The organism is Aeromonas sp. S8(2024) (genome assembly GCF_041403085.1).
GTDB lineage: Bacteria > Pseudomonadota > Gammaproteobacteria > Enterobacterales > Aeromonadaceae > Aeromonas > Aeromonas dhakensis.
This window is the reverse complement of sequence record NZ_JBGLRF010000012.1, coordinates 20,564-44,956: the sequence shown is the minus strand read 5'-3', so window position 1 is coordinate 44,956 and position 24,393 is coordinate 20,564. Positions and strand designations below refer to the sequence as shown.

General features: G+C 61.1%; 29 protein-coding genes. 11 read left to right on the top strand and 18 right to left on the bottom strand.

The genetic code is table 11. The features are described 5' to 3' along the window. Nucleotides 1-184: 184 nt before the first annotated feature. The 12 genes from ACB031_RS20790 to ACB031_RS20735 all read right to left on the bottom strand — a co-directional run bounded on the left by ACB031_RS20790 (nt 185) and on the right by ACB031_RS20735 (nt 10,493). Nucleotides 185-445, bottom strand: a complete 261-nt coding sequence (locus ACB031_RS20790) for a nuclear transport factor 2 family protein (RefSeq protein WP_371140167.1) — start codon at nt 443-445, stop codon at nt 185-187. A gap of 147 nt (nt 446-592) precedes the next feature. Continuing rightward, nucleotides 593-1,477: an alpha/beta hydrolase family protein gene (locus tag ACB031_RS20785; protein ID WP_371140166.1), complete on the bottom strand. Its 885-nt coding sequence runs from the start codon at nt 1,475-1,477 to the stop codon at nt 593-595. A 173-nt stretch (nt 1,478-1,650) separates the two neighbouring features. Continuing rightward, a complete protein-coding gene (locus ACB031_RS20780) occupies nt 1,651-1,950 on the bottom strand; it encodes a hypothetical protein (RefSeq protein WP_371140165.1) in 300 nt (99 codons plus the stop codon). Nucleotides 1,951-2,635: 685 nt separating this feature from the next. After that, nucleotides 2,636-4,150 (bottom strand): PAS domain-containing methyl-accepting chemotaxis protein, encoded by a 1,515-nt coding sequence (locus ACB031_RS20775; RefSeq protein WP_371140164.1) that lies wholly within the window; start codon nt 4,148-4,150, stop codon nt 2,636-2,638. 263 nt (nt 4,151-4,413) lie between these two features. Next, the gene (locus ACB031_RS20770) at nt 4,414-5,280 is read right to left on the bottom strand and encodes a TIGR03899 family protein (protein ID WP_017787620.1); all 867 of its coding nucleotides are present in this window, start codon (nt 5,278-5,280) and stop codon (nt 4,414-4,416) included. Between the two features lie 139 nt (nt 5,281-5,419). After that, nucleotides 5,420-5,899 (bottom strand): DUF3299 domain-containing protein, encoded by a 480-nt coding sequence (locus tag ACB031_RS20765; RefSeq protein ID WP_017787621.1) that lies wholly within the window; start codon nt 5,897-5,899, stop codon nt 5,420-5,422. A 30-nt stretch (nt 5,900-5,929) separates the two neighbouring features. Next, nucleotides 5,930-7,177, bottom strand: a complete 1,248-nt coding sequence (locus tag ACB031_RS20760; RefSeq protein ID WP_371140163.1) for an ABC transporter permease — start codon at nt 7,175-7,177, stop codon at nt 5,930-5,932. Further along, nucleotides 7,171-7,860 carry an ABC transporter ATP-binding protein gene (locus ACB031_RS20755; RefSeq protein ID WP_005304683.1) on the bottom strand — a complete coding sequence of 230 codons (690 nt, stop codon included), beginning with the start codon at nt 7,858-7,860 and terminating at the stop codon, nt 7,171-7,173. The genes ACB031_RS20760 and ACB031_RS20755 overlap by 7 nt, the downstream gene beginning before the upstream one ends. A 4-nt stretch (nt 7,861-7,864) precedes the next feature. Beyond that, nucleotides 7,865-8,443 carry a DUF2796 domain-containing protein gene (locus ACB031_RS20750; RefSeq protein ID WP_371140162.1) on the bottom strand — a complete coding sequence of 193 codons (579 nt, stop codon included), beginning with the start codon at nt 8,441-8,443 and terminating at the stop codon, nt 7,865-7,867. Between the two features lie 35 nt (nt 8,444-8,478). Further along, on the bottom strand, nt 8,479-8,769 hold the full coding sequence (locus ACB031_RS20745; RefSeq protein WP_211030188.1) for a hypothetical protein: 291 nt from the start codon (nt 8,767-8,769) through the stop codon (nt 8,479-8,481). A gap of 44 nt (nt 8,770-8,813) precedes the next feature. Continuing rightward, entirely contained in the window at nt 8,814-9,356 is a 543-nt protein-coding gene (locus ACB031_RS20740) for a YtfJ family protein (protein ID WP_010636247.1), read from the bottom strand. 258 nt (nt 9,357-9,614) lie between these two features. Continuing rightward, a complete protein-coding gene (locus ACB031_RS20735; protein ID WP_005304657.1) occupies nt 9,615-10,493 on the bottom strand; it encodes a hypothetical protein in 879 nt (292 codons plus the stop codon). A 124-nt stretch (nt 10,494-10,617) separates the two neighbouring features. On the opposite strand from ACB031_RS20735, the gene ACB031_RS20730 reads away from it, so the two are divergent. After that, a complete protein-coding gene (locus ACB031_RS20730; protein ID WP_017780517.1) occupies nt 10,618-10,980 on the top strand; it encodes a hypothetical protein in 363 nt (120 codons plus the stop codon). A gap of 25 nt (nt 10,981-11,005) precedes the next feature. Here the strand turns inward: ACB031_RS20730 and ppa are convergent, their stop codons facing one another. Next, nucleotides 11,006-11,536: an inorganic diphosphatase gene (gene ppa, locus ACB031_RS20725; RefSeq protein ID WP_005304649.1), complete on the bottom strand. Its 531-nt coding sequence runs from the start codon at nt 11,534-11,536 to the stop codon at nt 11,006-11,008. Between the two features lie 179 nt (nt 11,537-11,715). On the opposite strand from ppa, the gene mpl reads away from it, so the two are divergent. Further along, complete coding sequence (gene mpl, locus ACB031_RS20720; protein WP_371140161.1) at nt 11,716-13,086, top strand: UDP-N-acetylmuramate:L-alanyl-gamma-D-glutamyl-meso-diaminopimelate ligase; 1,371 nt, start codon at nt 11,716-11,718, stop codon at nt 13,084-13,086. Continuing rightward, nucleotides 13,083-13,694, top strand: coding sequence for a flavin prenyltransferase UbiX (locus tag ACB031_RS20715; protein WP_005304643.1), 612 nt, complete (start codon nt 13,083-13,085; stop codon nt 13,692-13,694). The genes mpl and ACB031_RS20715 overlap by 4 nt, the downstream gene beginning before the upstream one ends. A gap of 73 nt (nt 13,695-13,767) precedes the next feature. On the opposite strand, the gene ACB031_RS20710 is transcribed toward ACB031_RS20715, so the two are convergent. Next, nucleotides 13,768-14,382, bottom strand: a complete 615-nt coding sequence (locus tag ACB031_RS20710; RefSeq protein WP_371140160.1) for a TetR/AcrR family transcriptional regulator — start codon at nt 14,380-14,382, stop codon at nt 13,768-13,770. A gap of 200 nt (nt 14,383-14,582) precedes the next feature. Between ACB031_RS20710 and hpt the strand changes: the two genes are divergently transcribed. The 8 genes from hpt (at nt 14,583) to ACB031_RS20670 (ending at nt 20,359) form a co-directional block, all read left to right on the top strand. Continuing rightward, entirely contained in the window at nt 14,583-15,113 is a 531-nt protein-coding gene (gene hpt / locus ACB031_RS20705; RefSeq protein WP_005304637.1) for a hypoxanthine phosphoribosyltransferase, read from the top strand. Nucleotides 15,114-15,224: 111 nt separating this feature from the next. Continuing rightward, nucleotides 15,225-16,142 (top strand): ABC transporter ATP-binding protein, encoded by a 918-nt coding sequence (locus tag ACB031_RS20700; protein ID WP_005304633.1) that lies wholly within the window; start codon nt 15,225-15,227, stop codon nt 16,140-16,142. Further along, nucleotides 16,139-16,912, top strand: a complete 774-nt coding sequence (locus ACB031_RS20695) for an ABC transporter permease (RefSeq protein ID WP_005304632.1) — start codon at nt 16,139-16,141, stop codon at nt 16,910-16,912. The genes ACB031_RS20700 and ACB031_RS20695 overlap by 4 nt, the downstream gene beginning before the upstream one ends. 232 nt (nt 16,913-17,144) lie before the next feature. Continuing rightward, nucleotides 17,145-18,296 carry a double-cubane-cluster-containing anaerobic reductase gene (locus ACB031_RS20690; protein ID WP_371140159.1) on the top strand — a complete coding sequence of 384 codons (1,152 nt, stop codon included), beginning with the start codon at nt 17,145-17,147 and terminating at the stop codon, nt 18,294-18,296. A gap of 9 nt (nt 18,297-18,305) precedes the next feature. Then, a complete protein-coding gene (locus tag ACB031_RS20685; protein ID WP_219326086.1) occupies nt 18,306-19,088 on the top strand; it encodes an acyl-CoA dehydratase activase in 783 nt (260 codons plus the stop codon). Continuing rightward, nucleotides 19,085-19,345, top strand: a complete 261-nt coding sequence (locus ACB031_RS20680) for a DUF3343 domain-containing protein (RefSeq protein ID WP_065017863.1) — start codon at nt 19,085-19,087, stop codon at nt 19,343-19,345. Before ACB031_RS20685 ends, ACB031_RS20680 begins: the two co-directional genes overlap by 4 nt. 62 nt (nt 19,346-19,407) lie before the next feature. Further along, nucleotides 19,408-19,830, top strand: coding sequence for a MauE/DoxX family redox-associated membrane protein (locus ACB031_RS20675; RefSeq protein WP_371140158.1), 423 nt, complete (start codon nt 19,408-19,410; stop codon nt 19,828-19,830). Between the two features lies 1 nt (nt 19,831). Further along, the gene (locus ACB031_RS20670; protein ID WP_371140157.1) at nt 19,832-20,359 is read left to right on the top strand and encodes a rhodanese-like domain-containing protein; all 528 of its coding nucleotides are present in this window, start codon (nt 19,832-19,834) and stop codon (nt 20,357-20,359) included. A gap of 64 nt (nt 20,360-20,423) precedes the next feature. Here the strand turns inward: ACB031_RS20670 and panC are convergent, their stop codons facing one another. The 4 genes from panC to pcnB form a co-directional block, all read right to left on the bottom strand. Continuing rightward, on the bottom strand, nt 20,424-21,281 hold the full coding sequence (gene panC, locus ACB031_RS20665) for a pantoate--beta-alanine ligase (RefSeq protein ID WP_065017865.1): 858 nt from the start codon (nt 21,279-21,281) through the stop codon (nt 20,424-20,426). Between the two features lie 184 nt (nt 21,282-21,465). Beyond that, nucleotides 21,466-22,260, bottom strand: a complete 795-nt coding sequence (panB, locus tag ACB031_RS20660; RefSeq protein WP_005304470.1) for a 3-methyl-2-oxobutanoate hydroxymethyltransferase — start codon at nt 22,258-22,260, stop codon at nt 21,466-21,468. Beyond that, nucleotides 22,257-22,766: a 2-amino-4-hydroxy-6-hydroxymethyldihydropteridine diphosphokinase gene (gene folK, locus ACB031_RS20655; RefSeq protein ID WP_017787632.1), complete on the bottom strand. Its 510-nt coding sequence runs from the start codon at nt 22,764-22,766 to the stop codon at nt 22,257-22,259. Before folK ends, panB begins: the two co-directional genes overlap by 4 nt. A gap of 11 nt (nt 22,767-22,777) precedes the next feature. Next, nucleotides 22,778-24,277 (bottom strand): polynucleotide adenylyltransferase PcnB, encoded by a 1,500-nt coding sequence (gene pcnB / locus ACB031_RS20650; protein ID WP_099359928.1) that lies wholly within the window; start codon nt 24,275-24,277, stop codon nt 22,778-22,780. Between the last annotated feature and the right edge of the window lie 116 nt (nt 24,278-24,393).

Here is a 24,393-nt window from a genome sequence, read left to right as displayed (position 1 = left end):
CTCCGAGCATATAACAGCTATTAATTTGTCCCTGACAACACAGCAATCCTTGCCACATCTCTACTCGGAAAGTCAGGGTCAACATACACATACATGCGGCTTATCAGCGAGCCTGTAAATTCAAATACACTACAAAAACGGCCCATGGAGATATTATTGTCAGGCCAAGAGGTACCATCACTCATTACTCCCCCTCTTGCCCTTCGACAATCACGGTGTTGCCAGCAGTCGTTATCTTAAAGCCATCTATGTCGTGCCAGATGCTGGTGAGCGAGCTACCAATTCTATTGCCAAACTCAACCAATGCATCCTTTCCTTTAGCCTGACCAAACTTGGGGAAGAAAAAATCAACATTCTCCGAGAATAGGTCAAGATAACTGAGATCACCTGCATCTACTTTCTTGAAATACTCAATTGCTATCTCAACTAAACTTTCCTGTTCCATTACCATTCCTATATCTCTATTGGTTGTTCGCATAACCGTGATTGGAAAGAGGAGGGGCACTGATGAGTGACACCACTTTATGAATCCACTCCATCCCGGCTGTCGTTATAAAACGAGTTAAATCAATGCATCGCCAGCAAGTCTAAATCAGTGAGGATTGAACTTCTTCGGGTCGCCTAGCTTGGACTGTAACCATAAATTCATATCGCTGACGACCTCTTTACGCAGGCTTTTCCCGTCACTGTTCTTCAATCCATGATCCAGTGCTTCGTAACGCCGATACTCAATATTGCTTTTCCCGAGGACTTTAAGACGCTGCATCAACTCATCTGTTTTTTGCGGTGATACCGAGGTGTCCATTCCACCCTGAATGATCAGCAAAGGAGACTTTACTTTTTTAAGGGTACCCAGCTGATCGATGGAGAGCATCTGCTGCCACCAATGATAGCCATGTCCGCTCACCTCAAGATCAAATGGTTTGCTGTTAAGAACATGCTGGGCAAACCCTTTAAAACCGTCGATCTCTTTTCTCGCCTCTTCGGGGTTGTTATGTTTTACAGCGATACTGTGTGAGACGTCATCGATAAACCAGCGGCCACCGCCATTAAAGGCGACGGTGGCATCGATATAGTCAACTGCTGCGGTCACCAGGTTGGCGATAACGGCCCCTTCACTGCCGCCCAAGAGAATTAATGTCTTGTATTGCCCATTTTTTCGAACAGTATCGAGCACAGCCTTGATATCCGCGACCCGCTGTGCAGGGCTGTCCTTTTCAAGGTACTGAGCAGGGCAATCCTTGCGTGCCGGATCGGTACTGTATTTTAATTTGCTATCAATGCCATATTTTTCGATTAACAACAGGTCAGCTTCTGGCCAAACATCTTTATAGTCGGAAAGTATCGAATTTATATTAAGCACACTGTTGCAATCAGAGCCTTGCAAAATCAACAGCAAGGTATCTGTATCATGGGTATGTTGGACCAAGTAATAGGAGATGGGCGAGCCATCATCCCTGCTGGCAGTGCGAGTCATGACCTCTTTGGCGCTTGTCGAGCATGTCAAAAAGAGCAAAAGTAAATATATTGTTCGCACTCTCATTTTACCCTTGGCGATCAGAACAAGGCGCAACCATGCAGAGCGCAGCAATCCTGCCGAGTCCATAAAATGCAAGTGGGTCAGGTTGCCATGGCATCATGGTAATGATACTAGCCCCAGCTGTTATTGGTTTTTGCATAACGAACGACCTGATATATCGCTATGTTTTCAGTTGCCAGCAGCCGGATTATTTCTGGTATGCATTGAATGGGGAGCTCCATTTCATAGCCATGGGCCAAGGTTACTATTTTTTCAGCCCGTGCGGGGCCCAGAAAACCAGAGATGATTTCCTTGGCCATATCATCATGATCACGAATCTCGAAATAGACGCGGTACATGTCAGATGTGTAATCCAGTGGTGTGCCTATTTCCTTAGTCTCATATGGCGGTACTGCGTCTGTGTTGTTCATGTTGCCTCTGAACTATTTCATTTGTTAAATGCGCCAAGGAGATATTACACATTGGCGTATCATGTCTGAAGGGAAATGCTGCCTTTTATGGCGAAGCGTTTCCAGTGAAATTAGTAGCCTGGCTGGGTGTGGCGTTTTTTAGTGCTATCACCTGGGCAGTGAAATAATGGCGCCAACAAAATCAGGGCTGTCATCCTTGTTAATAACGCGCAGCCGGTCGCCACCCGCGTGGCTATTCCTCAAGCAAGGCTACCGCCCCTGAATTCCAGCCTCCAGTCTGCTGCGCTTTCCCTGCGATGTGGCTCTGGTCTGGTACATGGCTGCTTCGACGAGAGGTGATCCTGATGGCCATGTTACCGAACGGAGCTGGTTAGGGAAGGGGGAGTGAGTGATTTCTCGGGCAAGATCAATAAATTGAGCTGCCATGGGGGGGCGGGCGATAGGGGTATCTCAACGCCCTTGCTTGCTCAATGCTCGCTGCGTATTTGGGCGGGGGGAATGAACTGCGGGATGCCACTTTGTGGAATGAGTTGCAGAGCAGATGCCAAGGTAATGACATCAAGGCCGGGCCAGTGATGGCATGGGCATCCCGGCCCGGTCAGATCTGCGTTTCCCACCAGAGATAAATGGGCCCGCTGCCGGTGACGACAGGGGCCCTTTTTGTTGTTAGCGCACGGTCTCGGGATCAGCGGGCCAGCACCACCTGGCCGGCGGGGCTGGGGTTGGCGAGTTGTGGAGAGGCGGGTTGTTGCTGGAACTGGCGAACCAGCCGATCCAGGTCACTCAGTTGCCGCACCAGCTGGTTGATGCCGTGGACGGCATGCTGACTGCCGACGCTGGAGTCATCGGCCAGGGTCTTGATGCTGAGCACGTTGCGATCGATGTCGGCAGTGACCTGGGACTGCTCCTGCACGGCCTGGGCTATCTGGCTGCTGCCGGAGGCGACCTGCTGCAACATGCTGTTGATCTGCTGCAGTATGGTGCCGGTGGAGGACTGGGTCTTGATGGCCAGGGATCTGATCTCGTCCGCCACCACCGAGAAACCGCGGCCCGCCTCACCGGCCCGGGCCGCCTCGATGGCCGCATTGAGAGCCAGAAGGTTGGTCTGGTTGGCGATGCTGTTGATGACATCGAGGATGCCGTCGATATCCCGGCATTGGGTCGCCAGGGTGTGGATCACCGTCTTGGAGGTGGCGATCTCGCCGTGCATTCCTTCGACCGCCCCTATGGTCTCCTGCACGCTGCGGTTGCCCTCCCGGAACAGGTCGGCGGTTTCATCCAGCAGGTCGGAGGCGGCGGTGGATCTGTGGGACACCTCGCGGATCGACTCGGCCATCTGGGTGATGGCGGTGGCGACCTGATTGGTCTCGGCCTGTTGTTGCTGCAGGTTGCTGGTGATGGATTCGGCATTGCGCAGATCGCCTTCCGCCGAGTGCAGGATCCGGCTGCAGGTCTGCTGGGTGCGCGCCAGCACGGCGTTGAACTCGGCCTGATTCATCAGCATGGCGAGCTCGATGGCGGCGATGTTGTCGACCTTGTTGGTGTAGAGCAACTGCATCAGCGGGTTGTCGAAGCGGCTGCGGGCCAGCTTGTCGAGCTTGCCGAGGCGACGGCTCAGGGCCTGGGTGATCATGGCCGCCAGCAGCAAAGGCAGCACGGCCAGGGCCAGCAGCCAGCCGGAGGCCTGCTCATAGCCCAGCGCCATCATGGCCACCAGGCTTGGCAACAGGCAGAGGGTGATTGCCAGCGTGTGGGAGAAGGCCGGCAGCCTGAGCGCCAGCGGCGCCTTGTCGGCGCGCAGCCCGGCATAGATGCGCTCGGCCCGCTGCTTGATCTCCTCGCTGGGGGCGGTACGCACCGATTGATACTCCACCACCTTGCCGTGGGCATCCTTGATCGGCGTGACGAAGGCGCTGACCCAGTAGTGATCGCCGTTCTTGCAGCGATTCTTCACCGGGCCCATCCAGCTCTTGCCGGCCCGGATATGGTGCCAGAGGTCGGCGAAGGCCTGCTTGGGCATGTCTGGATGGCGCACCAGGTTGTGGTGCTCCCCCTGCAGCTCCTCCAGCGTGAAGCCGGCAATCTGGCAGAACTCCTCGTTGGCGTAGGTGATGCGGCTCTCCAGATCCGTGGTGGAGATGAGGTGCTGGTGTTCGGGATAGCGACGCTCATGCTGGGTGACAGGCTGATTGACTCTCATGGTGTGCTCCGAAACCGGGTTGTGGGGAAGGAGTCATCACCAATGCAAGGGCTGCACCAGCGGGGGTGAAAATCGTCGATCATGCGGCACTCATGCGGCACGGCGGGGGGCGATGGCCGGTGGCGAGCGGATCTGTGGGCGTGGGGCTGGCGAGTCAGAGGCGGCGGATTTGCATTTCAGGAACCGTTTTGGCAACGGCGGCGCCATTTCGCGAGCGGCGCTGGGGAGCGCAAAACAGCGGAGCCCTGACGGGCTCCGGAGGATCAGGGGGTTGGTTCGGCCGGGGCCGGCTCAGGCCCGGCGGGCGGGGTCAGCATCATGGTCTCGATCTGCAGCCCCTGCACCAGCACGGTTTTCAGATCCTGCAGGTACTCTTCCAGCGGCGGCTCCTGCAGCAGCTGGGCGAGCTCGTTGCCGACCGGCGTCAACCGATAGTAGAGCAGGGTGATGTTGGTCTGCTTGCGCTGCAGGCGCCAGCGCTGATCGCCGAATTCCAGCTCCACCCCGTCGGCAGGCAGCGGGCCGGACTCCAGCTCGCCGCGGTGCAGCAGGCCGAGCTCGAACAGCTGCAGCAGGGCGTTGTAGGGGATGCGGTACTTGCCAAGGCCGAGCCGGGTCACCCGGGCGCGGCTGAGCAGGCTGGCCCCCTTGTGCAGCCCCAGCAGCAGGCGCTGCTCGTCGCTGCCCACGTAGTGGCAGGAGAGGGAGCAGATGCGCTGGAACAGCTGGGCCTCGCGCTGGGTCATCTCCTTGAGGGTGGAGAGGGCACGGATGGAGAAGCGGCCCGGGGTGGCGATCTCGATGGCGAAGATGCGGCCCCACAGCTGCTGCATGGGCACCATGCTGATGTCTTCCGCCAGTTGCAGGAAGTGGGTCAGCCAGTCGCTGTCCATCTCGCCGCCGGCGGCGGTCTCTTCGCAGTGGCGGGAGGCCATCACCATGATGGATTCCAGGTTGCGCTGGCGGGCGGCCTGATCCGCCAGTTGGCGAAAGGCGGCGCGCTGCTCGAAGGTGCTGTCGCTGTTGCGGGTGAGCATGCCGTCGATGCCGCGGCTGCGGGCCAGGCGCAGGGTCTGCTCCTGGCTGCTCAGGATGGAACTCTCTTTCTTGGGCGGGGGCAGGTCAGCCATGCTGGCTCCGTGATCGCAAGGTCTAGCCTTGAATGTTACTCCAACCGGGATGGCGGGCAATCCCTCAGGCAGGGGCTGGCCGGGTTCTTGCCGTCGCGGATAACAAAACGACCCCCCGCGGGAGGCCGTGTGTGCCTGGTTACTGCTCTTCGTAGACGCTGACCTCGACCGCCTCCAGCGAATAGGAGGCGGTGGCCATCTCGTGACTGGAGCTGACCGTGCGCATCTTGCCCTTCACCCAGATGGCGTCCCACAGGTCATCCACCGGCGCTCCCTTGGGGTAGCTCACGTAGACCACCTGGTTGGTGGGCGGGGGCGGCACATGGATGCAGGCGCCGAAGTAGGGCACCAGCAGGAAGGCGGTGATCTTCTTGGCATCCCCCTCCAGCGGTACCACGAAGCCCGGGATGCGCACCTCTTGGTTGTCCAGCTTCTTGTTGACCCCGCCTACCGGCTGGGGCACTGAGGCAAGATTGCCATCGTGGCTCACCTGGGGCGGGGGCAGCAGTTTTTCACCTTCCGGAATGAGCACATCCCAGTCGATGGTCTTGTAGTCGGCGGCCATGGCCGGCAGCGTCAGCAGGGCGGCCAGCAGCGCCACGATTTTCCACTTCATCATCTGTCCTTCTCGTTTTTTATGGGCGCCTGGCTAGACGCGAATGCTCATGCCATCGCTCAGGCTGTAGCGATAGGCGCGGGCGGCGGGCAACAGGCCTATCACCATGCCGGCCAGCCAGACCAGCCCCAGCAGTTGCCACTCGTGGGCGTTTGGCAGCCCCAGGCTCAATTGCAGGCCATAGTGACCGAGCAGCCAGGGGGTGGCAAGGGCTTGGCCCAGGTAGAGCGCGGCCACCCCAAGCGCAATGCCGGCGGTGGTGAGGGCCATCGCCTCCAGCGCCAGCAGCAGGAACAGGTGGGAGGGGCCGGCGCCGAGGGAGCGCAAGATGGCAAGCTCACGGCGCCGCTCGTTGAGGCCGGCCAGCAGGGTGGTCAGCATGCCGATGAGGCCTGCCACCACCACGAAGCCGGCGATCACCGACAGCGCCGTCTCCGCCACGCTCATCAGGCTCCACAGCTCCTGCAGGGCGGCCCCCGGCAGGATCGCCATCAGCGGCTCGCCCCGGTAGGTGTTGACGCTGCGCTGCAGCTGGAACGCCAGGATCCGGTTGCTGAGCCCCACCATGAAGGCGGTGATGGTCTTGGGGGTGAGATCCTGCGCCAGTGCCTGCTCGGCGGTCACGTTCTTGCTGTGACGGCCGGTGTCCCAGCCCAGGTGGATCGCCTCGATACCGGCCAGCGGCACATGGATGGTGCGATCGATGGGGGTGCCGGTCGGTGCCAGGATCCCCACCACCTTGAACGGCAGGTTGTCGTGCTGGCTGAACGAGGTGTTGCCGGCGCCGTGGGCGATGACGATGGACTGCCCCAGGTGATAGCCGAGCTTCTCGGCCACCTGGGCGCCGAGCACCGCCTCGAACGGCGTCTCGAACGCTCGCCCTTCGCGCATGACCAGTGCCTGCTGCTGGCCATATTTGAGGTGGATGAAGTAGTCGCCATTGGTGCCGAGCACTCGAAACCCTTTGTGGGAGTCACCAAGGGAAAGCGGGATGGTCCAGGCGATGCCGGGTTGTTGCTTGATGGCCTGATAGGCGTCCCAGCCCACGTTGTTGGTGGGATTGCCGATGCGAAACACCGAGTAGAGCAGCAGGTTCACCTGGCCGGAGCGGGCGCCGACGATGAGGTCCGTACCCGACACCGTATTGGCGAAGCTCTCGCGCGCCTGGTTGCGCACTCGCTCCACCCCGAGCAGCAGGGTGACGCTGATGGCGACCGCCAGCAGGGTGAGCCCGGCGGTGAGGCGGCGGGCCCAGAGGCTTTGCAGGGCGAGTTTCAGCATGTTGCCCTCCTGTTCAGTTGTTGCAGGTTTTCCACCCGCGGAAAGAGCGGTTCGAGGTAGGGGTCGTGGCTGACGAAGATCAGGGTCGAGCCCTGCTTGTCGCACTCCTCGAACAACAGCTTGATGAAGGCGGCCCGGTTGTCGGTATCCAGCGCCGAGGTGGGCTCGTCGGCGATCACCAGCGGCGGTGAGCCGATGAGCGCGCGGGCGGCGGCCACCCGTTGCTGCTGGCCGATGCTGAGGGCATGGACGGGCCTGTGCAGCGCCTCCTCGGGCAGTTGTAATTCCCGCAGCAGGCGGCGCGCCTCCTCGGCCGGGCTGCCCTGCAGCCGGGCCCGCTTCTCGGGGGAGAAGGTGAGGGCGCTGGTGACGTTGTCCTGCACGGATAAAAACGGCAGCAGGTTGAACTGCTGGAAGATGTAACCCAGATTGGCCGCCCGGAAGTGGTCACGGGCACGGCCGGATAGCCGGGCCAGCGGTTGGCCCAGCACCTCCAGGGTGCCGTGGTTGGCGGTCTGGATCCCGGCCAGCAGGCCGAGCAGGGTCGACTTGCCCGAACCGGACGGTCCCTTGATGAACACCCGTTCCCCCTCGCCGATGGTGAGGGCGGGCAGATCGAGTACAACCTCGTGACCCGGCCAGGCAAAGGCCAGATCGCGGATCTCAACCACGGCATTTTTCATGGCGTTACCAGCTCAGTTTGTTGGCGGAGGGGGTCAGCTCGGCCGCGGTCTGGCCGCTGGGCAGTATGCCCTGCACGCTCAGCTTCTCCAGGCTCGGATAGACGCTGAACAGGGTGGCTTCCAGCCCGGTCAGCTTGGCTGGCTCCGCGCAGGTGTAGGTGTACATAGCCCCCATGTCGGCGTGACCGGCATCGTCGTGCTGGTGTTCGTCGTGCTTGCCGTCAGACTTCTGGTGGTCATGGTCATGGTCATGGTCGTGATCTTCCTTGGCGGCCTGCAGCGCCTGCTGGGTCAGCGTGCAGCCGGCGGCCGGGTCGAAGCGCAGCAGGGCATCGGGTTGCTTGAGCTGAGCCACTGCCTTGGCGTATTGCGCCTTCTCGTCATCGCTCTTGGCGGCGTGCTCGAAGCCCACCAGATCGGCGGCGGGGGCCTGCAGCTCGATCATCAGCTGGTTGCCATCAAGCACCAGATTGAGGTGGCCGTGGCCGTGCTCGTGGGCACCGTGGCCGTGACTGTCGTGTTCATCGTGGTTTGCCTGCACGCCAAATGCGGCGGCCGCCAGTAACAGGGTGACTGCTTTCATCGTTAATCCTTTGAAAAGTTTATTGAAAAATGGATTTAGCCGGATAAGCGATGAAGCTGTGGCGGTGCGCGGATGCGGCACTGACCTGAGGGGGTGGCATGAGGATTGGGCAAGGCTGCGTCAAGTAGCTTGCCTATGACGACCTGTGAAGAGGGGATTACCAGGGTTGGGGTGAGTGCCAGCTTGCCATCCAGATGCAGGGCGCAGAGGACGCAGGCGTGGTTGTGGCCGGGCAGGTCGGCTTCCAGCGGATGTTGTGCCAGCACGGGTTGCAACCACAACCAGCTCAGCAGCAGCAACCAAATTTTCAGCTTGGTACGACCCATAGACCCCTATCAAAGGGGCGCCATCAGCGCCCCTTTTCTCTGGCTTAGAGATGGGACTGGATGAGCCCCATCACGGTAGCGATATTGTTGGCATCGAGCTGACCGTCCTTGACGAACAGCACCTTGCCCTCTTTGTCCAGCAGGATGATGGCCGAGCTTTCCGGCGCCAGATCCCAGGCGTTGCGGGCCATGCCCTTGGCATCCAGCACCATGGCGGACCAGGGGAATTCCTTCTTGCTGTCCTCGGCACTGCTCTTCACGAAGCCGGAGGTGCCCCAGATGGCGTCATTGCTGTTGATGATGGTGACGGTCTGGTACTTGTCGTGGGGCAGCTTGGCCGCCTTGATCGCTTCGATCATGGGGGCGTTGAGCTCCTTGGCACTGGAGCGACCGGCGATGTGCTGGATCAGAAAGACCTTGCCGGTCAGTACCTTGCTTTGCCAGGGCTGATAGCCGATCTCTTTCTCTTTCAGTACCAGCTCACCCTTGTCGCCGATGTTGACCAGCGGCACCTGGGCCGACTCCTTGATGTTGTGAGCCAGGGCCAGCGTTGGCAGCAGCGCCAGAGTAAGTACGAGATGTTTCATCCTGATGACACTCCTTTTGTTATGTTATAACGATTTTTGCATTGAGGGAATGGGGCCGAACTCATCCTAAACTGATCGGATCTGTTTAAAAAGTGTTAAATAAAAGCCGGCATTGAGGCGTTTGACTGCCCGCCAGCACCGGGGCTGGCGGACAAAGGCGGCTAGGATGGCATGCAGTCGATAAAAATCAATTGCTTATCAACTGGTTTGAGGAGTCTGGCCGCGCTCTGCAGCCAGACTTGAGGAAGGGGGTAGGCTTCAGTAGAGCGGTTCGCTCACCAGCGGGATCTTGGCCATGGTCATCTGCTGGGCCAGCAGGGGCGAGCCGGTCAGCAGTATGTGGCGCTGGTTGCCGATCACCACTGTATCCCCTTTCAAACCGCTGTCGGCGGTGATGGCCAGCCAGGCTGGCGAGACGCTGCCGATGCTGATGTTCGGATAGATGATGCTGAGCATGTACTGGGGGGCCAGCTCGGCCAAGAGGCTTGCCATCAGCAGTGCCTTCTCGTCGCTGTCCGCCTTGTTGTTCTGCAAGGCCTGCAGCGGCGGAGCGAAATGATCCATCTGTTCGGGCGGAGTAGGAATGCCGCTCAGCCACTCCTGGAGCAGGCCGACACTGGTGGCGAGATCCTTGGCCAGAAACTGTTTCGCCAGGGGCCGCAGGTCGCCCTTGAACTGGTAGAACAGCTGGGAATAGTTGGGGCGCACACAGGGCAGCTTGCGGTTGGCGGGGTGAACGCAGGGCACCACTCGCATCTGATAGAAGGCGTCGTCCTGATATTGCTGATAGGCCTGCCAGAACAGGGTCGACTCCATGCTGTCGTCGTGCAGGGTGAAGGCCTGCTCCAGATTGCGAAACTTGGTGGCGGTCTCGGGGCTGGTTTGATTGATGAGGTTGATGCTGTTGTAGAGCCGCGGGCTGATGTAGGAGTAGAGGGTTTCCAGCGGATAGTTGAGGGAGGCATCGAGCAGGGTCATCTCGTGGCGGCTGGCGGCGATGACCCGCTCGTCTGCGTTAAGTTGCAGATGCTTCTGCTGACCGTCGCTCGATTGCCATTGCCAGCTCAGGGTGACCTCGTTGGCCCCGGCCATGGACGCGAACACTAGACTCAACAACAGACCTTGTGCCAGTTTCATGATATGCATCCTGCTCGGGGTGATAATAAACAACTAGGTGAGCTGGCCGATTTTGGATGAGTCTGACATTTGTGATTTTGATAACAGATTGATCGGGCTTTTAATTTAATTCTGGAAATAAGTCATGCAGGAAACCGTCATGAAGCGAATCACACCCTTGTTGCTGCTGTTGGCCACGCTGCCGGCCGCGGCGGGGCCTGTCATCGTCAACCAGGGGATGTCCAGTGCGGATACCTTTGCCCTGCGCGACAAGCTGGCGAAGGAACATGAGTGGCAGGAGTGGCTGCGCTTTCAGCAGGCCATCAAGTGGCTGGAGGTGCTGCCGGTGAACTGCGAGCTGATGAGCGATGCTGGCGGCAGTTATCGCTGCGGAGGGAATTACTACCGGCCCTATCAGCAGGATGGACGCGACATCTATATACAGGGGGATCCCAGCGGTGTGACGCCGGGTCAGCCCCAGCAACAGCCCACGAAAAAGGCGCCCTGAGGCGCCTTTTTCACGAAGGTTACGCTTACTTGGCAGCGTAACGCTCGGCAGAGCTCTTGATCTCTGCTTCGGCAGCGGCCTTGTCGCCCCAGCCTTCAACCTTGACCCACTTGCCAGCTTCCAGCTCTTTGTAGCGCTCGAAGAAGTGCTGGATCTGGGCGCGCAGCAGCTCAGGCAGATCGTTCACATCCTGGATGTGGTCGTACTGCTTGGTCAGCTTGGAGTGCGGAACGGCCACGATCTTGGCGTCTTCGCCAGATTCGTCGGTCATCTTCAGCACGCCAACCGGGCGGCAGCGAATGACGGAGCCGGCCAGCAGCGGGTAGGGAGTCGGAACCAGCACGTCAACCGGATCACCATCCAGAGACAGGGTGGCGTTCACGTAGCCGTAGTTGCACGGATAGAACATCGGGGTAGACATGAAGCGATCAACGAAGATGGCACCGCTGTCCTTGTCGACTTCGTATTTGATCGGGTCGGCGTTCTGCGGGATTTCGATGATGACGTAGATGTCGTCGGGCAGGCTCTTGCCAGCCGGTACCAGATTCAGGCTCATGACGTTTCCTTTGAGTGTTGGAGTCAAGTTTGCAGGCCGATATTATAGCGATGTCGCGTCAAATGACCATATTTCAGGGCCACTGCGACAGAGTTGGTGGATACCGTGCAGCTTGGGTCTGCCAAATTGCCGTCACCTTGTTAGAATGCGCACTTCCCTTTACTGCGAAAGGAAGCGGTATGCATATTCACATTCTCGGGATCTGCGGCACCTTCATGGGTGGTCTGGCGGTGTTGGCAAAACAGCTTGGTTATCGGGTCACCGGCTCTGACGCCAACGTCTATCCCCCCATGAGTACCCAGCTCGAGCAACAGGGCATCGAACTGACCGAAGGCTACGATCCTTCCCAGCTCGATCCGGCGCCGGATCTGGTGGTGGTCGGCAACGCCATGAGCCGCGGCAACCCCTGTGTGGAGTATGTGCTGGATCGCAATCTGCCCTATATCTCCGGCCCCCAGTGGCTGCTGGAGCATGTGCTGCAGGATCGCTGGGTGCTGGCCGTCGCCGGCACCCACGGCAAGACTACCACCGCCAGCATGCTGGCCTGGGTACTGGAATACGCCAAGCTGGAGCCCGGCTTCCTCATCGGCGGCGTGCCCGGCAACTTCCCGGTCTCCGCCCGTCTCGGCTCGGCTCCCTTCTTCGTCATCGAGGCGGACGAATATGACTGCGCCTTCTTCGACAAGCGCTCCAAGTTTGTCCACTACCACCCGCGTACCCTGGTGATGAACAACCTGGAATTCGACCACGCGGATATCTTCCCGGATCTCGCCGCCATTCAGCGCCAGTTCCACCACCTGATGCGCACCGTGCCGAGCAACGGTCGAGTGCTCTTCCCCAAGGGGGACGAGAACCTGGTTGCCGTGCGCAAGATGGGCTGCTGGAGTGAAGTGGAGCTGGTGGGTCAGGACGATGCCAAGTGGAAGGCGGTCAAGCTGGCCGACGATGGCTCCGCCTTCGAGGTGTGGCTGGACGGGGTGAAACAGGGCGAAGTGCACTGGGAGTGCATCGGCGAGCACAACGTCAACAACGGCCTGATGGCCATCGCCGCCGCCCGCCATGCCGGTGTTATGGTGGAGCACGGCATTGCGGCCCTCTGCCAGTTCAAGTCCCCCAAGCGGCGCATGGAGCTCAAGGGGGAAGTGGCCGGCATCAGCATCTATGACGACTTCGCCCACCACCCCACCGCCATCGAAACCACCCTCGGTGGCCTGCGCGCCAAGGTGGGCAAGTCCCGCATCCTGGCGGTGCTGGAGCCCCGCTCCAACACCATGAAGCTGGGAGTGCACAAGGAAGAGCTGGCTGGCTGCTTCGACGGCGCCGACGAGGTGTTCTTCTTCCAGCCGCCCAACATCGGCTGGGATCTCGGCGAGGTGACCGCCCACATGACCCGACCGGCCAAGGTGTTCAACGATCTGGAGACCCTGATCAACCGGCTGGTGGCCGAGTGCCGCGATGGCGATCATATTCTGATCATGAGCAACGGCGGCTTCGGCGGCATTCATGACAAGCTGATCGCCCGCCTCAAGGACTATCACGGCCAGCTATGAACAAAGCGATCACCCTGGCGCTGACCGGTGCCTCCGGCGCCCCCTATGCCCTGCGCCTGCTGGAATGCCTGGTGCAGGCGGACTATCGGGTCTACCTGCTCGCCTCCTCGGCGGCTCGTGTGGTGCTCAAGACCGAGCAGCAGCAGGAGTGGCCGGGCTCGCCGAAAGAGCTCTCTGCCTACCTCTGTCGCCAATATGGCGCCAAGGAGGGGCAGATCGTCGCCTGTGGCAAGGAGGAGTGGTTCTCGCCGGTGGCTTCGGGCTCGGCAGCGCCCAAGCAGATGGTGGTCTGCCCCTGCTCCATGGGCACCGTCTCGGCCATTGCCAACGGCACCTCCGACAACCTGCTGGAGCGGGCGGCGGACGTGGTGATCAAGGAGCGCGGCCAGCTGATCCTGGTGCCCCGCGAGAGCCCCTTCTCGGCGATCCACCTGGAGAACATGCTGAAACTGGCCCGTCTTGGGGTGACCATCATGCCGGCGGCGCCGGGCTTTTATCATGAGCCGAAAAGCATCGCGGATCTGGTGGACTTCATGGTGGCGCGGATCCTCGATCATCTGGGGATCGAGCACGCGCTGACCCGCCGCTGGGGCTACGCCAAAGGGTGAGATGAGCGAATAGCGGACAAACAAAAGCGGCGCCGACCTGAACAGTTCGGCGCCGCTTTTTTGCTGGAGCGGATTAGGCTGCCTGGATGGGGGCGGTTACGTACTTGAACAGAAAATCGGTCACCTCTTCCCGGCTCGGGCGTTGTTGCTGATTGATCATCTGCATCATGACGTAGCCGAAGCCGGTCAGGGAGCGGGCCAGATCCTGCGCCGACAGCACACTCTGGATCTCGCCGGCATCCATGGCGCGTTGCAGGTGAGGTGCAATGCGTTCCAGAGCCTTGTCCAGCAGCTTGGCGTAACGGGGCCAGACCTCTTCCCGCACCGATGAGCTCCACTCCAGCCAGATGCTGGCGTGGTCAGGCTGATCGTAGGCGGCGTCAACAAACAGCTTCACGTGGCGGCGAATGCTGTCGCTGACCGGGCCCTGGCCGGAGTAGGCCTGTTCCAGCATTTGATGCACGAAACGTTCGATCTCGGCCAACACTTCATCCACCAGCTCTTCACGGGTGTTGAAATAGTTGAACACGGTAGCAACCGAGACCTTGGCCTGTTCTGCGATTTCGGCGTGACCCGCACGGCCGATGCCGCGACGGGAGAACACCTCGATGGCACATTCCATCAATTGATTGCGTCGGGCCTCCGGCGAAAGCCGGGTTCGACGTCTAATTTCTGCGCGTGGTTCCATAGTTTTTTCATCTAATAGTTATTGATTATGGTGTTTATAGTATTGTCACCGATAATGCCCGAGGGCCTGCTAACTCTATCAATTAAAATAAGCCGATAAAAGCATCACGTATGCCTGACGCCCTTCGGCTTGAATGGTAGAATCATCGGTTTTGACGTTAATGAACGGCCAAATTTGCTTTGGCCATTATGGAGTAAGTGATGAAACACACTGTCGAGGTGATGATCTCCGAGGCTGAAGTCGCCGCCCGGATCGCCAAATTGGGTGAAGAGATCACCGCCCGTTACCAGGGCTCTGATGAAGTGGTCATGATCGGCCTGCTGCGCGGCTCCTGCGTCTTCCTGGCCGACCTGTGCCGCCAGACCCAGCTGCCCATCACCCTGGATTTTATGACCGCCTCCAGCTATGGCTCCGGCATGCACAGCACCCGTGATGTGCGCATCCTGAAAGACCTGGATGACGACATCAAAGGGAAGGACGTGGTGATCGTCGAAGACATCATCGACACCGGCTACACCCTCAACAAGGTGCGCGAGATCCTCTCTCTGCGCGAGCCGAAATCCCTGGCCATCTGCACCCTGCTGGACAAGCCGTCCCGCCGTGAAGTGCAGGTGCCGGTGGACTGGATCGGTTTCTCCATTCCGGATGAATTCGTGGTGGGCTGCGGCATCGATTATGCCCAGAAGTACCGCAATCTGCCGTTCATCGGCAAGGTAATACCGCAAGAGTAAGCAAGGTTCAGGAATATGACGGGCAAGGTGGCAGAGCGCCATTTTCTGTCTGCAGGCGGCCTTGGCCGCCTTTTCTGTCTCGAGATGGGATGAGCCATCACAGGGGTTGCAATGAACGCACTGGAAATCAGCGGCCTGAAGAAGACCTATCAGGGGGGCGTCGAAGCCCTTAAAGGCATTGATCTCACTGTCAAACAGGGGGATTTCTTCGCCCTGCTCGGCCCCAACGGGGCGGGCAAGTCCACCACCATCGGCATCATCAGCTCGCTGGTGAACAAGAGTGCCGGCAAGGTGAAGGTGTTCGGCTACGACATCGACACTCACCTGGAAGAGGCCAAGGCCCAGCTCGGGCTGGTGCCGCAGGAGTTCAACTTCAGCCAGTTCGAGAAGGTGATCCAGATCGTCACCCATCAGGCCGGCTTCTATGGCGTGCCGCGGGCCGAGGCCAAGATCCGCGCCGAGAAGTACCTGCGCCAGCTCGACCTGTGGGACAAGCGCGACATGCCGGCTCGCACCCTCTCCGGTGGCATGAAGCGCCGGCTGATGATAGCCCGCGCCCTGATGCATGAGCCCAAGCTGCTGATCCTGGACGAACCGACCGCCGGGGTGGATATCGAGATCCGTCGCTCCATGTGGAATTTCCTCAAGGATCTCAACGAGCAGGGCGTCACCATCATCCTCACCACCCACTATCTGGAAGAGGCTGAGATGCTGTGTCGCAACATCGGCATCATCGACAAGGGCCGCCTCATCGAGAACACCAGCATGAAGAAGCTGCTGGGCAAGCTGGGCCGCGAGACCTTCATGCTGGATCTGGCGCCGGGCTCCGCCGTGCCGAACCTGCCCGAGTTCAACGGCCGCATGCAGGACGAGCGCACCCTGGAGGTGGATCTGGACAAGAGCCAGTCCCTCAACAGCCTGTTCGATCAGCTGTCGAGCCAGCAGGTGCAGGTACTGAGCATGCGCAACAAGGCCAACCGGCTGGAAGAGCTATTTGTCAGCCTGGTCGAGGAGGGGAGAAAAGCATGAACCTGACCACTTACTACATCGCCTTCAAGAGCATTCTGGCCAAGGAGATCAGCCGCTTCACCCGGATCTGGATCCAGACCCTGGTGCCGCCCGCCATCACCATGAGCCTCTACTTCGTCATCTTCGGCAACCTCATCGGCGGCCGCATCGGCGACATGGGGGGCTTCAGCTACATGGAGTTCATCGTGCCCGGCCTCATCATGATGTCGGTGATCACCAACTCCTACTCCAACGTCGCCTCCTCCTTCTTCAGCGCCAAGTTCCAGCGCAACGTGGAGGAGCTGCTGGTGGCGCCTGTGCCCAACTACGTCATCATCGCCGGCTACGTCGGCGGTGGCGTGGCGCGCGGCCTCTGCGTCGGCCTCATCGTCACCCTGGTGTCGCTGTTCTTCGTGCCGCTGCAGATCCACCACCTGTTCAGCGTCTGCTTCACCGTGCTGCTGACCGCCATCCTCTTCTCGCTGGGCGGCCTCATCAACGCGGTGTTTGCCAAGACCTTCGACGACATCAGCATCATCCCCACCTTCGTGCTGACGCCGCTCACCTACCTGGGCGGGGTCTTCTACTCCATCAGCCTGTTGCCGCCTTTCTGGCAGGGGGTCTCCCAGGTGAACCCGATCATCTACATGGTGAACGCGTTCCGTTACGGCTTCCTCGGGATCTCCGACGTGCCACTCGGCACCGCCTATCTCATCATCATCGGCTTCATCGTGGCTCTCTACGGTCTGGCCTGGTGGCTCATCTCCCGCGGCACCGGGCTGCGCCACTGATGCAATGCAACGGGCACCCTGGGGTGCCCGTTTCTTTATTGCCTCTTTTACCTCTCCTGCGCTGGCCCCATTTCGAACAGGGTCAATAACCACCCTCTTATCAAGGTTTTATCTGGCACCTTGTGATCCACCGCAATTTTCAGATTACCCCCAAAGGTATAATTTCCGCGGTTGGAAGGTCTGCAAAATGGGCCCTCCGTCTCTTTCTCTCCTCACCAGGGCAGGATCGCCTATGTCACTGATCACCGAGTTGCCAGCCATTTTCGACAGTTTTTCAGATGCCCGCCGTCAGGGCTTTCTGGCCGTGATGGCACTCAAGGAGCGACAGATCCCCCTGGTCGGCACCTACTGCACCTTCATGCCGCAGGAGGTGGCCATGGCCGCCGGCGCCGTGGTGGTCTCGCTCTGCTCCACCAGCGACGAGACCATCGAGGAGGCCGAAAAGGATCTGCCGCGCAACCTCTGCCCGCTGATCAAGAGCAGCTACGGGTTCGGCAAGACCGACAAGTGCCCCTACTTCTACTTCTCCGATCTGGTGGTGGGGGAAACCACCTGCGACGGCAAGAAGAAGATGTACGAGTACATGGCCGAGTTCAAACCGGTGCACGTGATGCAGCTGCCCAACCGCGCCGATGACGAGGCCTCCCGCACCCTGTGGCGCAGCGAAATAGTCCGCTTCAAGGAGTTGCTGGAGCAGCAGTTTGGCCAGCCCATCAGCGAGCAGGCGCTGCGAGACGCCATCGTGCTGAAGAACCGCGAGCGCCGTGCGCTGGCGGACTTCTATCGGCTGGGTCAGCTCAACCCACCGGCGCTGAGTGGCACCGATATCCTCAAGGTGGTCTATGGCGCCACCTTCCGCTTCGACAAGGAGCAGCTCATCAGCGAGCTGCAGGAGATGACCCGCCGCATCAAGGCCGACTATGCCGACGGCAAGCGGCTCGATGCCCGTCCGCGCATCCTCATCACCGGCTGCCCCATCGGCGGCGCCGCTGACAAGGTGGTGCGCCTTATCGAGGAGCACGGTGGCTGGGTGGTGGGTTACGAGAACTGCACCGGCGCCAAGGCGACCGAGCAGTGCGTCAGCGAGGAGGGCGATCCGTTCGATGCGCTGACCGACAAGTATCTGGCCATCGGCTGCTCCTGCATCTCCCCCAACCACCAGCGCATGAAGCTGCTGAGCCAGATGCTGGAGGAGTATCAGGCGGACGGGGTGATCGACGTCATCCTGCAGGCCTGTCACACCTATGCGGTGGAGTCGCTGGCCATCAAGCGCCACGTGCGCGAACGCCACGGCATCCCCTACATGGCGGTGGAGACCGACTACTCCAGCGCCGACAAGGGACAACTGGCCACCCGGTTGGCGGCCTTTATCGAGATGCTGTGAGGAGGTGCCGTGTCACTCACCATCGGGATTGACTCGGGCTCCAGCGCGACCAAGGGGATCCTGTTCGATCACAGGGACGGCGGGCGTATCGTCCGCCGCTTTCTGGTGCCTACCCCCTTTCGTCCGCTGGCCGCCATCGAGCAAGGCTGGGAGACGCTCTCGGCCGATTTGCCAGAGCGCCCCCATCTGACCCTGACCGGCTATGGCCGCGATCTGGCATCGTTCGCCGATCGGCGGGTCACCGAGATCTCCTGCCATGGGTTGGGGGCGCGCCTGCTCTGCCCGTCGGTACACACCGTCATCGACATCGGCGGCCAGGACAGCAAGGTGATCCAGCTCGATGGCGAGGGCAACCTCACCGATTTTCTGATGAACGACAAGTGCGCCGCCGGCACCGGCCGCTTTCTCGAGGTGATCACCCGCACCCTGGGGGCGCGGGTCGAACAGCTCGACGAACTGCTGCAAGGGGCCGAGCCACACGACATCAGCAGCATGTGCACCGTGTTTGCCGAATCGGAGGCGATCAGCCTGCGTTCGGCGGGCATTCCCGCCGAGTCGATCCTGGCCGGCATCGTCCGCTCCATGGCCCGGCGCAGTGCCAACTTCATCGGCCGTCTCGGTGCCAGACCCACAGTGCTCTTCACTGGCGGCGTCAGCCACTGCGCCACCTTCCGCCACTATCTGGCGCAAGGATTGGGCTGCGACGTGGCCACCCACCCGGACGCCCAGTTTGCCGGTGCGCTGGGGGCGGCCCTGTTCGGTGCGCGTGCCCGCACGGGAGGCAAGTCATGAACGCAGAGTTCCTCTACCTGTTCCACTCCACCCTCGGCACGGTCAGGCTGCGCAAGCGGCTGGAGCAGCAGCCCCACGCCTTTCGGGTCTGCGACGTACCGCGTCGGCTCAGCGCCGGCTGCGGCCTCGCCATCCGCCTGCACTGCCCGCCCGAGGAGTGGCAGCAGTGGTGCCAGAGTGGTGAAACCGCCGCCGTTTTTCGCTGTGACGAAGACGGTGAGTATTGCGAACTGGCCCGCTATCCGGCCGCCGACTAGGGCATGGTGAGTCCTGCTCGGGGAGTTGGCAGTGGAGGGCATGGATGATAAAGAACTGTCCCATGGCCGTGTATCTGCGGGTGTTGGCCAGGTTGGCGCTGGGGGGATTTTTCGTCGCCTCCGCCGGGTTCAAGCTGGCAGCGCCGGAGCTGTTCGCCGCGCAGATCGGCGCCTTCGGCCTGCTCTGGTCGCCGTTTATTCCCCTTGTCACCTGGGGGCTTATCGCGCTGGAGCTCTGCGCAGGCGTGGCGGTCATCGCCAACCGGCGCTGGGGACTCTGGCTGGTGATCGGGCTGCTCGCCCTGTTTATTCCGGTGTTGGGCTATGGCATCGCCATCGGGCTCGACATCTCTTGCGGCTGTCTTGGCAGGGCTGATCTCGGCTCGCTGCCAGAGGCGCTCTTGCGGGATCTGCTGCTGTTGACGCTTGCGGGCGCCTTGCTGCGTCACTCCCGCCCCGTTTTTACCGTTTCAAAGGAGCAGTGACATGATGAGATTGCAATCCCGCACCCTGATGGCCTCGCTGATTGCGGCCAGCTTTGCCCTCGGTGGCTGCGGCGACAACCAGTTCGAGCAGGAGGTCAAACTGGAGCAGGCGGCGGTACAGCTCTCCCAGGAGACCCAGCAGGGGGGCTACCAGCTGCTGACCGTGGCCGAGCTGAAGACCCGGATGGACAAAGGTGAGGCGCTGGTGATCATCGACACCATGCCGTTCGAGGATTCCTACAAGAAGGAACACATTCCGGGGGCCAGGAATTTTGCCTTCGTGAAGGAGGCCAGGTCCGGCGATGACTGGAGCCAGATCGTCGAGGGGAGCGGTACGCCCGAGCAGCTGCTGGCCCTGCTGGGGGCCGACAAGACCCGCCCTGTGGTGTTCTACTGCGGCTTCGTCAAGTGCGGCCGCAGCCACAACGGGGCAGCTTGGGCGGTCACTCAGGGGTATCAGCAGGTCTATCGGGTGCCGGGCGGCATCTTCGCCTGGAAAGGGGCGGGTTACCCGGTCAGCGCCGAGTAGGCAGGAAGTGCTCAGAAACAACAAAGCCCGCGCATGCGGGCTTTGTTGTCAGTGGTGCAGCTGCTCAGGGGCGGGCCAGCGTCACCACCCGGTTGTCGATGAGGCGGGCCTTGCCGAGATACGCCGCCATCAGGATCACCAGCTGCTCGCTCTCGTCGGTGGCCGCTTCCAGGGTGGCGGCATCGACGATGTCGATGGCGTCGGTCCGAAAACCGGCCTTGTCGAGGCGCTGGCTGGCCTGGGCCACCAGGGAGGGCAGGTGATGGTCACCCGCTTCAATCTGCTCGGCGATCCAGTTCATGGTGCGCGCCAGCTCAGGGGCCAGGGCCCGCTCGGCGGCGGTCAGGTAGCCGTTGCGCGAGGAGAGCGCCAGCCCATCTTCGGCCCGCACGGTGGGCACGCCGACGATCTGGATGGGCATCGCCATGTCGGCCACCATCTTGCGAATGAGCGCCAGCTGCTGATAATCCTTCTGGCCGAAGCAGGCCACGTCAGGCTGCACCAGATTGAACAGCTTGGTGACGACGGTGCTGACGCCGCGGAAGTGACCCGGACGCAGCGCCCCCTCCAGCAGCGTGGAGAGGCCCGGTACCTCGACGAAGGTCTGGCTGGCCAGCCCCTGCGGATACATGATCTCCGGGGTCGGCGTGAACACCATGTCCACCCCGGCCGCCTCCAGCGCGGCGCAATCCTGCTCCAGGGTGCGCGGGTAGTTGGCGAGATCCTCGGCCTTGTCGAACTGCATCGGGTTGACGAAGATGCTGACCACCACCTTCTCGGCGTGGCTGTGCGCCTCCTTCACCAGGGTAAGGTGCCCTTGGTGCAGGTTGCCCATGGTGGGCACGAATGCGATGGCGCGCCCTTCACGGCGCCATTGGCCGATCTGTTCACGCAGAGCGGCGGGATTGTTAACGACCAACATCAACTGTTCACCTTCGAAAAGATCAAAGAGAGGCGGGCAGGAGCCCGTGCGGATAAGCGCGAATTGTCAACGCGCGGCATCATCATCGGCGGTTACCTTGGGATGAATCATCAAAAGAGGGGGCTCACTCTGCCCCGGAGGGCGAAACGGGGGCGCAGGCCCCCGCTCTCGTCACGGCATCACATCAGTTGAAGCAGTGCTCCGGGCCCGGGAAGGTCCCTTCGCTCACCTGCTTCACATAGAGCCGGATGGCGGCGCGCATGTCGCCGGTCTCGGCCAGGAAGTTCTTGGTGAACTTGGGCACATAGCCGGAGGTGATGCCGAAGGCGTCGTGCATCACCAGGATCTGGCCGTCGGTGGCCGGGCCGGCACCTATGCCGATCACCGGAATGCGCAGCGCCTTGCTGATGCGCTCCGCCAGCGAAGTGGGCACGCACTCGAGCACCAGCAGCTGGATGCCGGCGGCCTGCAGCTCGAGGGCCTGACGGTAGATCTCTTGGGCCTGGAACTCGTCGCGCCCCTGTACCTTGAAGCCGCCAAACACGTGCACGGATTGCGGGGTGAGGCCGAGGTGGCCGCACACTGGCACGCCGTTGCGGGTCAGGTGGCGGATGGAGTCGCACAGCCAGTCACCCCCTTCCATCTTCACCATGCGGGCGCCGGCTGCCATCAGGCGGGCGGCATTCTGATAGGTCTGCTCTGGGGTGGCATAGCTCATGAACGGCATGTCGCTCACCACCAGGGCATTGGTCGTGCCGCGCACCACGCAACGGGTGTGATAGACCATCTCGTCCATGTTGACCGCCAGGGTATCCTGGCCACCCTGCAGCACCATGCCCAGCGAATCGCCGATGAGCAGCACGTGAGCGCCCTCGTCGTCGAACAGCTTGGCAAAGGTGGCATCATAGGCGGTGATGGCGGTGATTCGTTGGCCTTCCTGCTTCATCTTCAGCAGGTTGGTGGTGGTGATCTTGCTCATAGAGGCTCCTGTTCGTCTGCACTTGCGGCAATGATGGCAAGACCATTGCGCGGGCAGCGGGCAACCAGTTGTGCGAGCGGCGTGCCGCAGGGCAGCACCAGAGCGGGCGCGATTTCGGCCAGGGGCAGCAGCACGAACTCCCGCTCCTGCATGCCGTAATGGGGAACGATGAGGCGCTCAGTGTTGATCACCTGATCGCCATAGAGCAGCAGATCGAGATCCAGGGTTCTCGGCCCCCACCGCTCATCCTTGCGCACACGTCCTTGTTCCAGCTCGATTTTTTGCAGTTGATCCAGCAGCGCCAGCGGCGCCAGCCGGGTGTTGAGCCGGGCCACGGCATTGACGTAGTCCGGTTGATCAGCAGGGCCCATGGGGCGGCTGCTGTAAAGCGACGAGGCCTGCACCAGCACGGAATCCGGCAGGGTCGCCAGCGCGGCGATGGCGCGGCGAGCCTGGCCGACGGGGTCGGCCAGGTTGGAGCCGATGGCGACGAAGACCTCGGTCATCACGTCAGTTGTCACTCGGCCGCTTTCGGTTTGCGACGACGGGGGCGACGACGGTTGCGGCTGTTGCTGCTGCGTTTCTCGCCATCGTTGCTGCGGGCCGCACCGCTCTGACCACGCTCACCGCTGGCCGGGCGGCGAGTCGCCTCCCGTTGCAATTGCGGGCGCACGTCCGGGTTGGACTCCACGTAGCGTTCCCACCAGCTGGCCAGCTCGCCGAGGCCGCGCTCGACCCGGTTGCGCAGCAGCAGGAAGTCAAACGCAGCACGGAACTTGGGGTGTTCCATGGCGCGCTCGGGGTGGCGGCCCTGACGGCGGGTCAGCCGCTGCTGCAGGGCCCAGATGTCGCGCACATCGGTGGTGAAACGGCGCGGGACGGCGATGATCCGCACCTGGTTGTCCAGCACCTCGTTGATCGCCAGCATGAAGGCGTCATACCAGGGCAGGCCGCTCTCGTTCTCCAGCACCCGGCCGCGGGCCTCGACGCAGCCCCACAGCAGGGTGGCGTAGAGGAAGGCGGGGGTGACGCGCTTCTCTTCACGAACGCGAGTGTCGGTATCGATCAGCGCCTGCTCGATGAACTGCTCGTAGGGCGAGTTGCCGTGCGGAGTGAACAGTGCGGCTACCTGCGGGAACAGCTGCTGGAACAGGCCGTACTCGCGCAGCAGCTTGTAGGTGGCCAGCGCATCGCCGGCCAGGAACAGCTTGAGGGTCTCCTCAAACAGGCGGGCCGCCGGAATATCCTGCAGCAGCGGCGCCAGCTCCTTGATGGGGGCGGCGGTGCGCGGGCTGATGGTCATGTCCAGCTTGGCGGCGAAGCGCACGGCGCGCAGCATCCGCACCGGATCTTCCCGGTAGCGGGTCTCGGGGTCGCCGATGAGTTCCAGCTTGCGTTCGGCCAGGTCTTCCAGCCCACCCTCGAAATCGTGCAGGGTGAAATCCTTGGCGCTGTAGTAGAGGGCGTTGACGGTAAAGTCGCGACGCTCGGCATCCTCTTCGATGGTGCCGTAGACGTTGTCGCGCAGCAGCATCCCTTCATCGGACTGGGCCGACACATGTTTGCTGGTATTGACCTGATGGTGGTGACCGCGGAAGGTGGCCACTTCGATCACGTCACGACCAAAGACGATGTGGGCCAGCCGGAAACGGCGGCCGATCAGGCGGCAGTTGCTGAACAGTGACTTGATCTGCTCCGGCGTCGCATCGGTGGCGATGTCGAAATCCTTGGGCGTCTTCCCGAGCAGCAGATCCCGTACCCCGCCGCCGACCAGGTAGGCTTCGTAGCCGCCCTTGTTCAGGCGATAGAGCACCTTGAGTGCATTCTCGCTGATCTCTTTGCGCGAAATCGGGTGCTGGTCACGGCTTAAGGTACGACGTTGCCCGGCGACACGGGCCGGAATGGGGGACTCCACCGACTGCTCGCCGTCTTCCTTGCCGAGCACCTTGCGGCAAAAGTTTGCGATCTGGGAAAAAATGGTACACCTCGTTATGACTTCAAATTGACGGGAGGCCAAAAAAATAGCGGCCTATCATAGCTCACGCCTAACCAAATGAAAAACCGTGCTGGCAATTGATCCCGTTTGACTCGGATTATTCCGGCTAAATCACCGCAAACCGCGTTGATTCACAC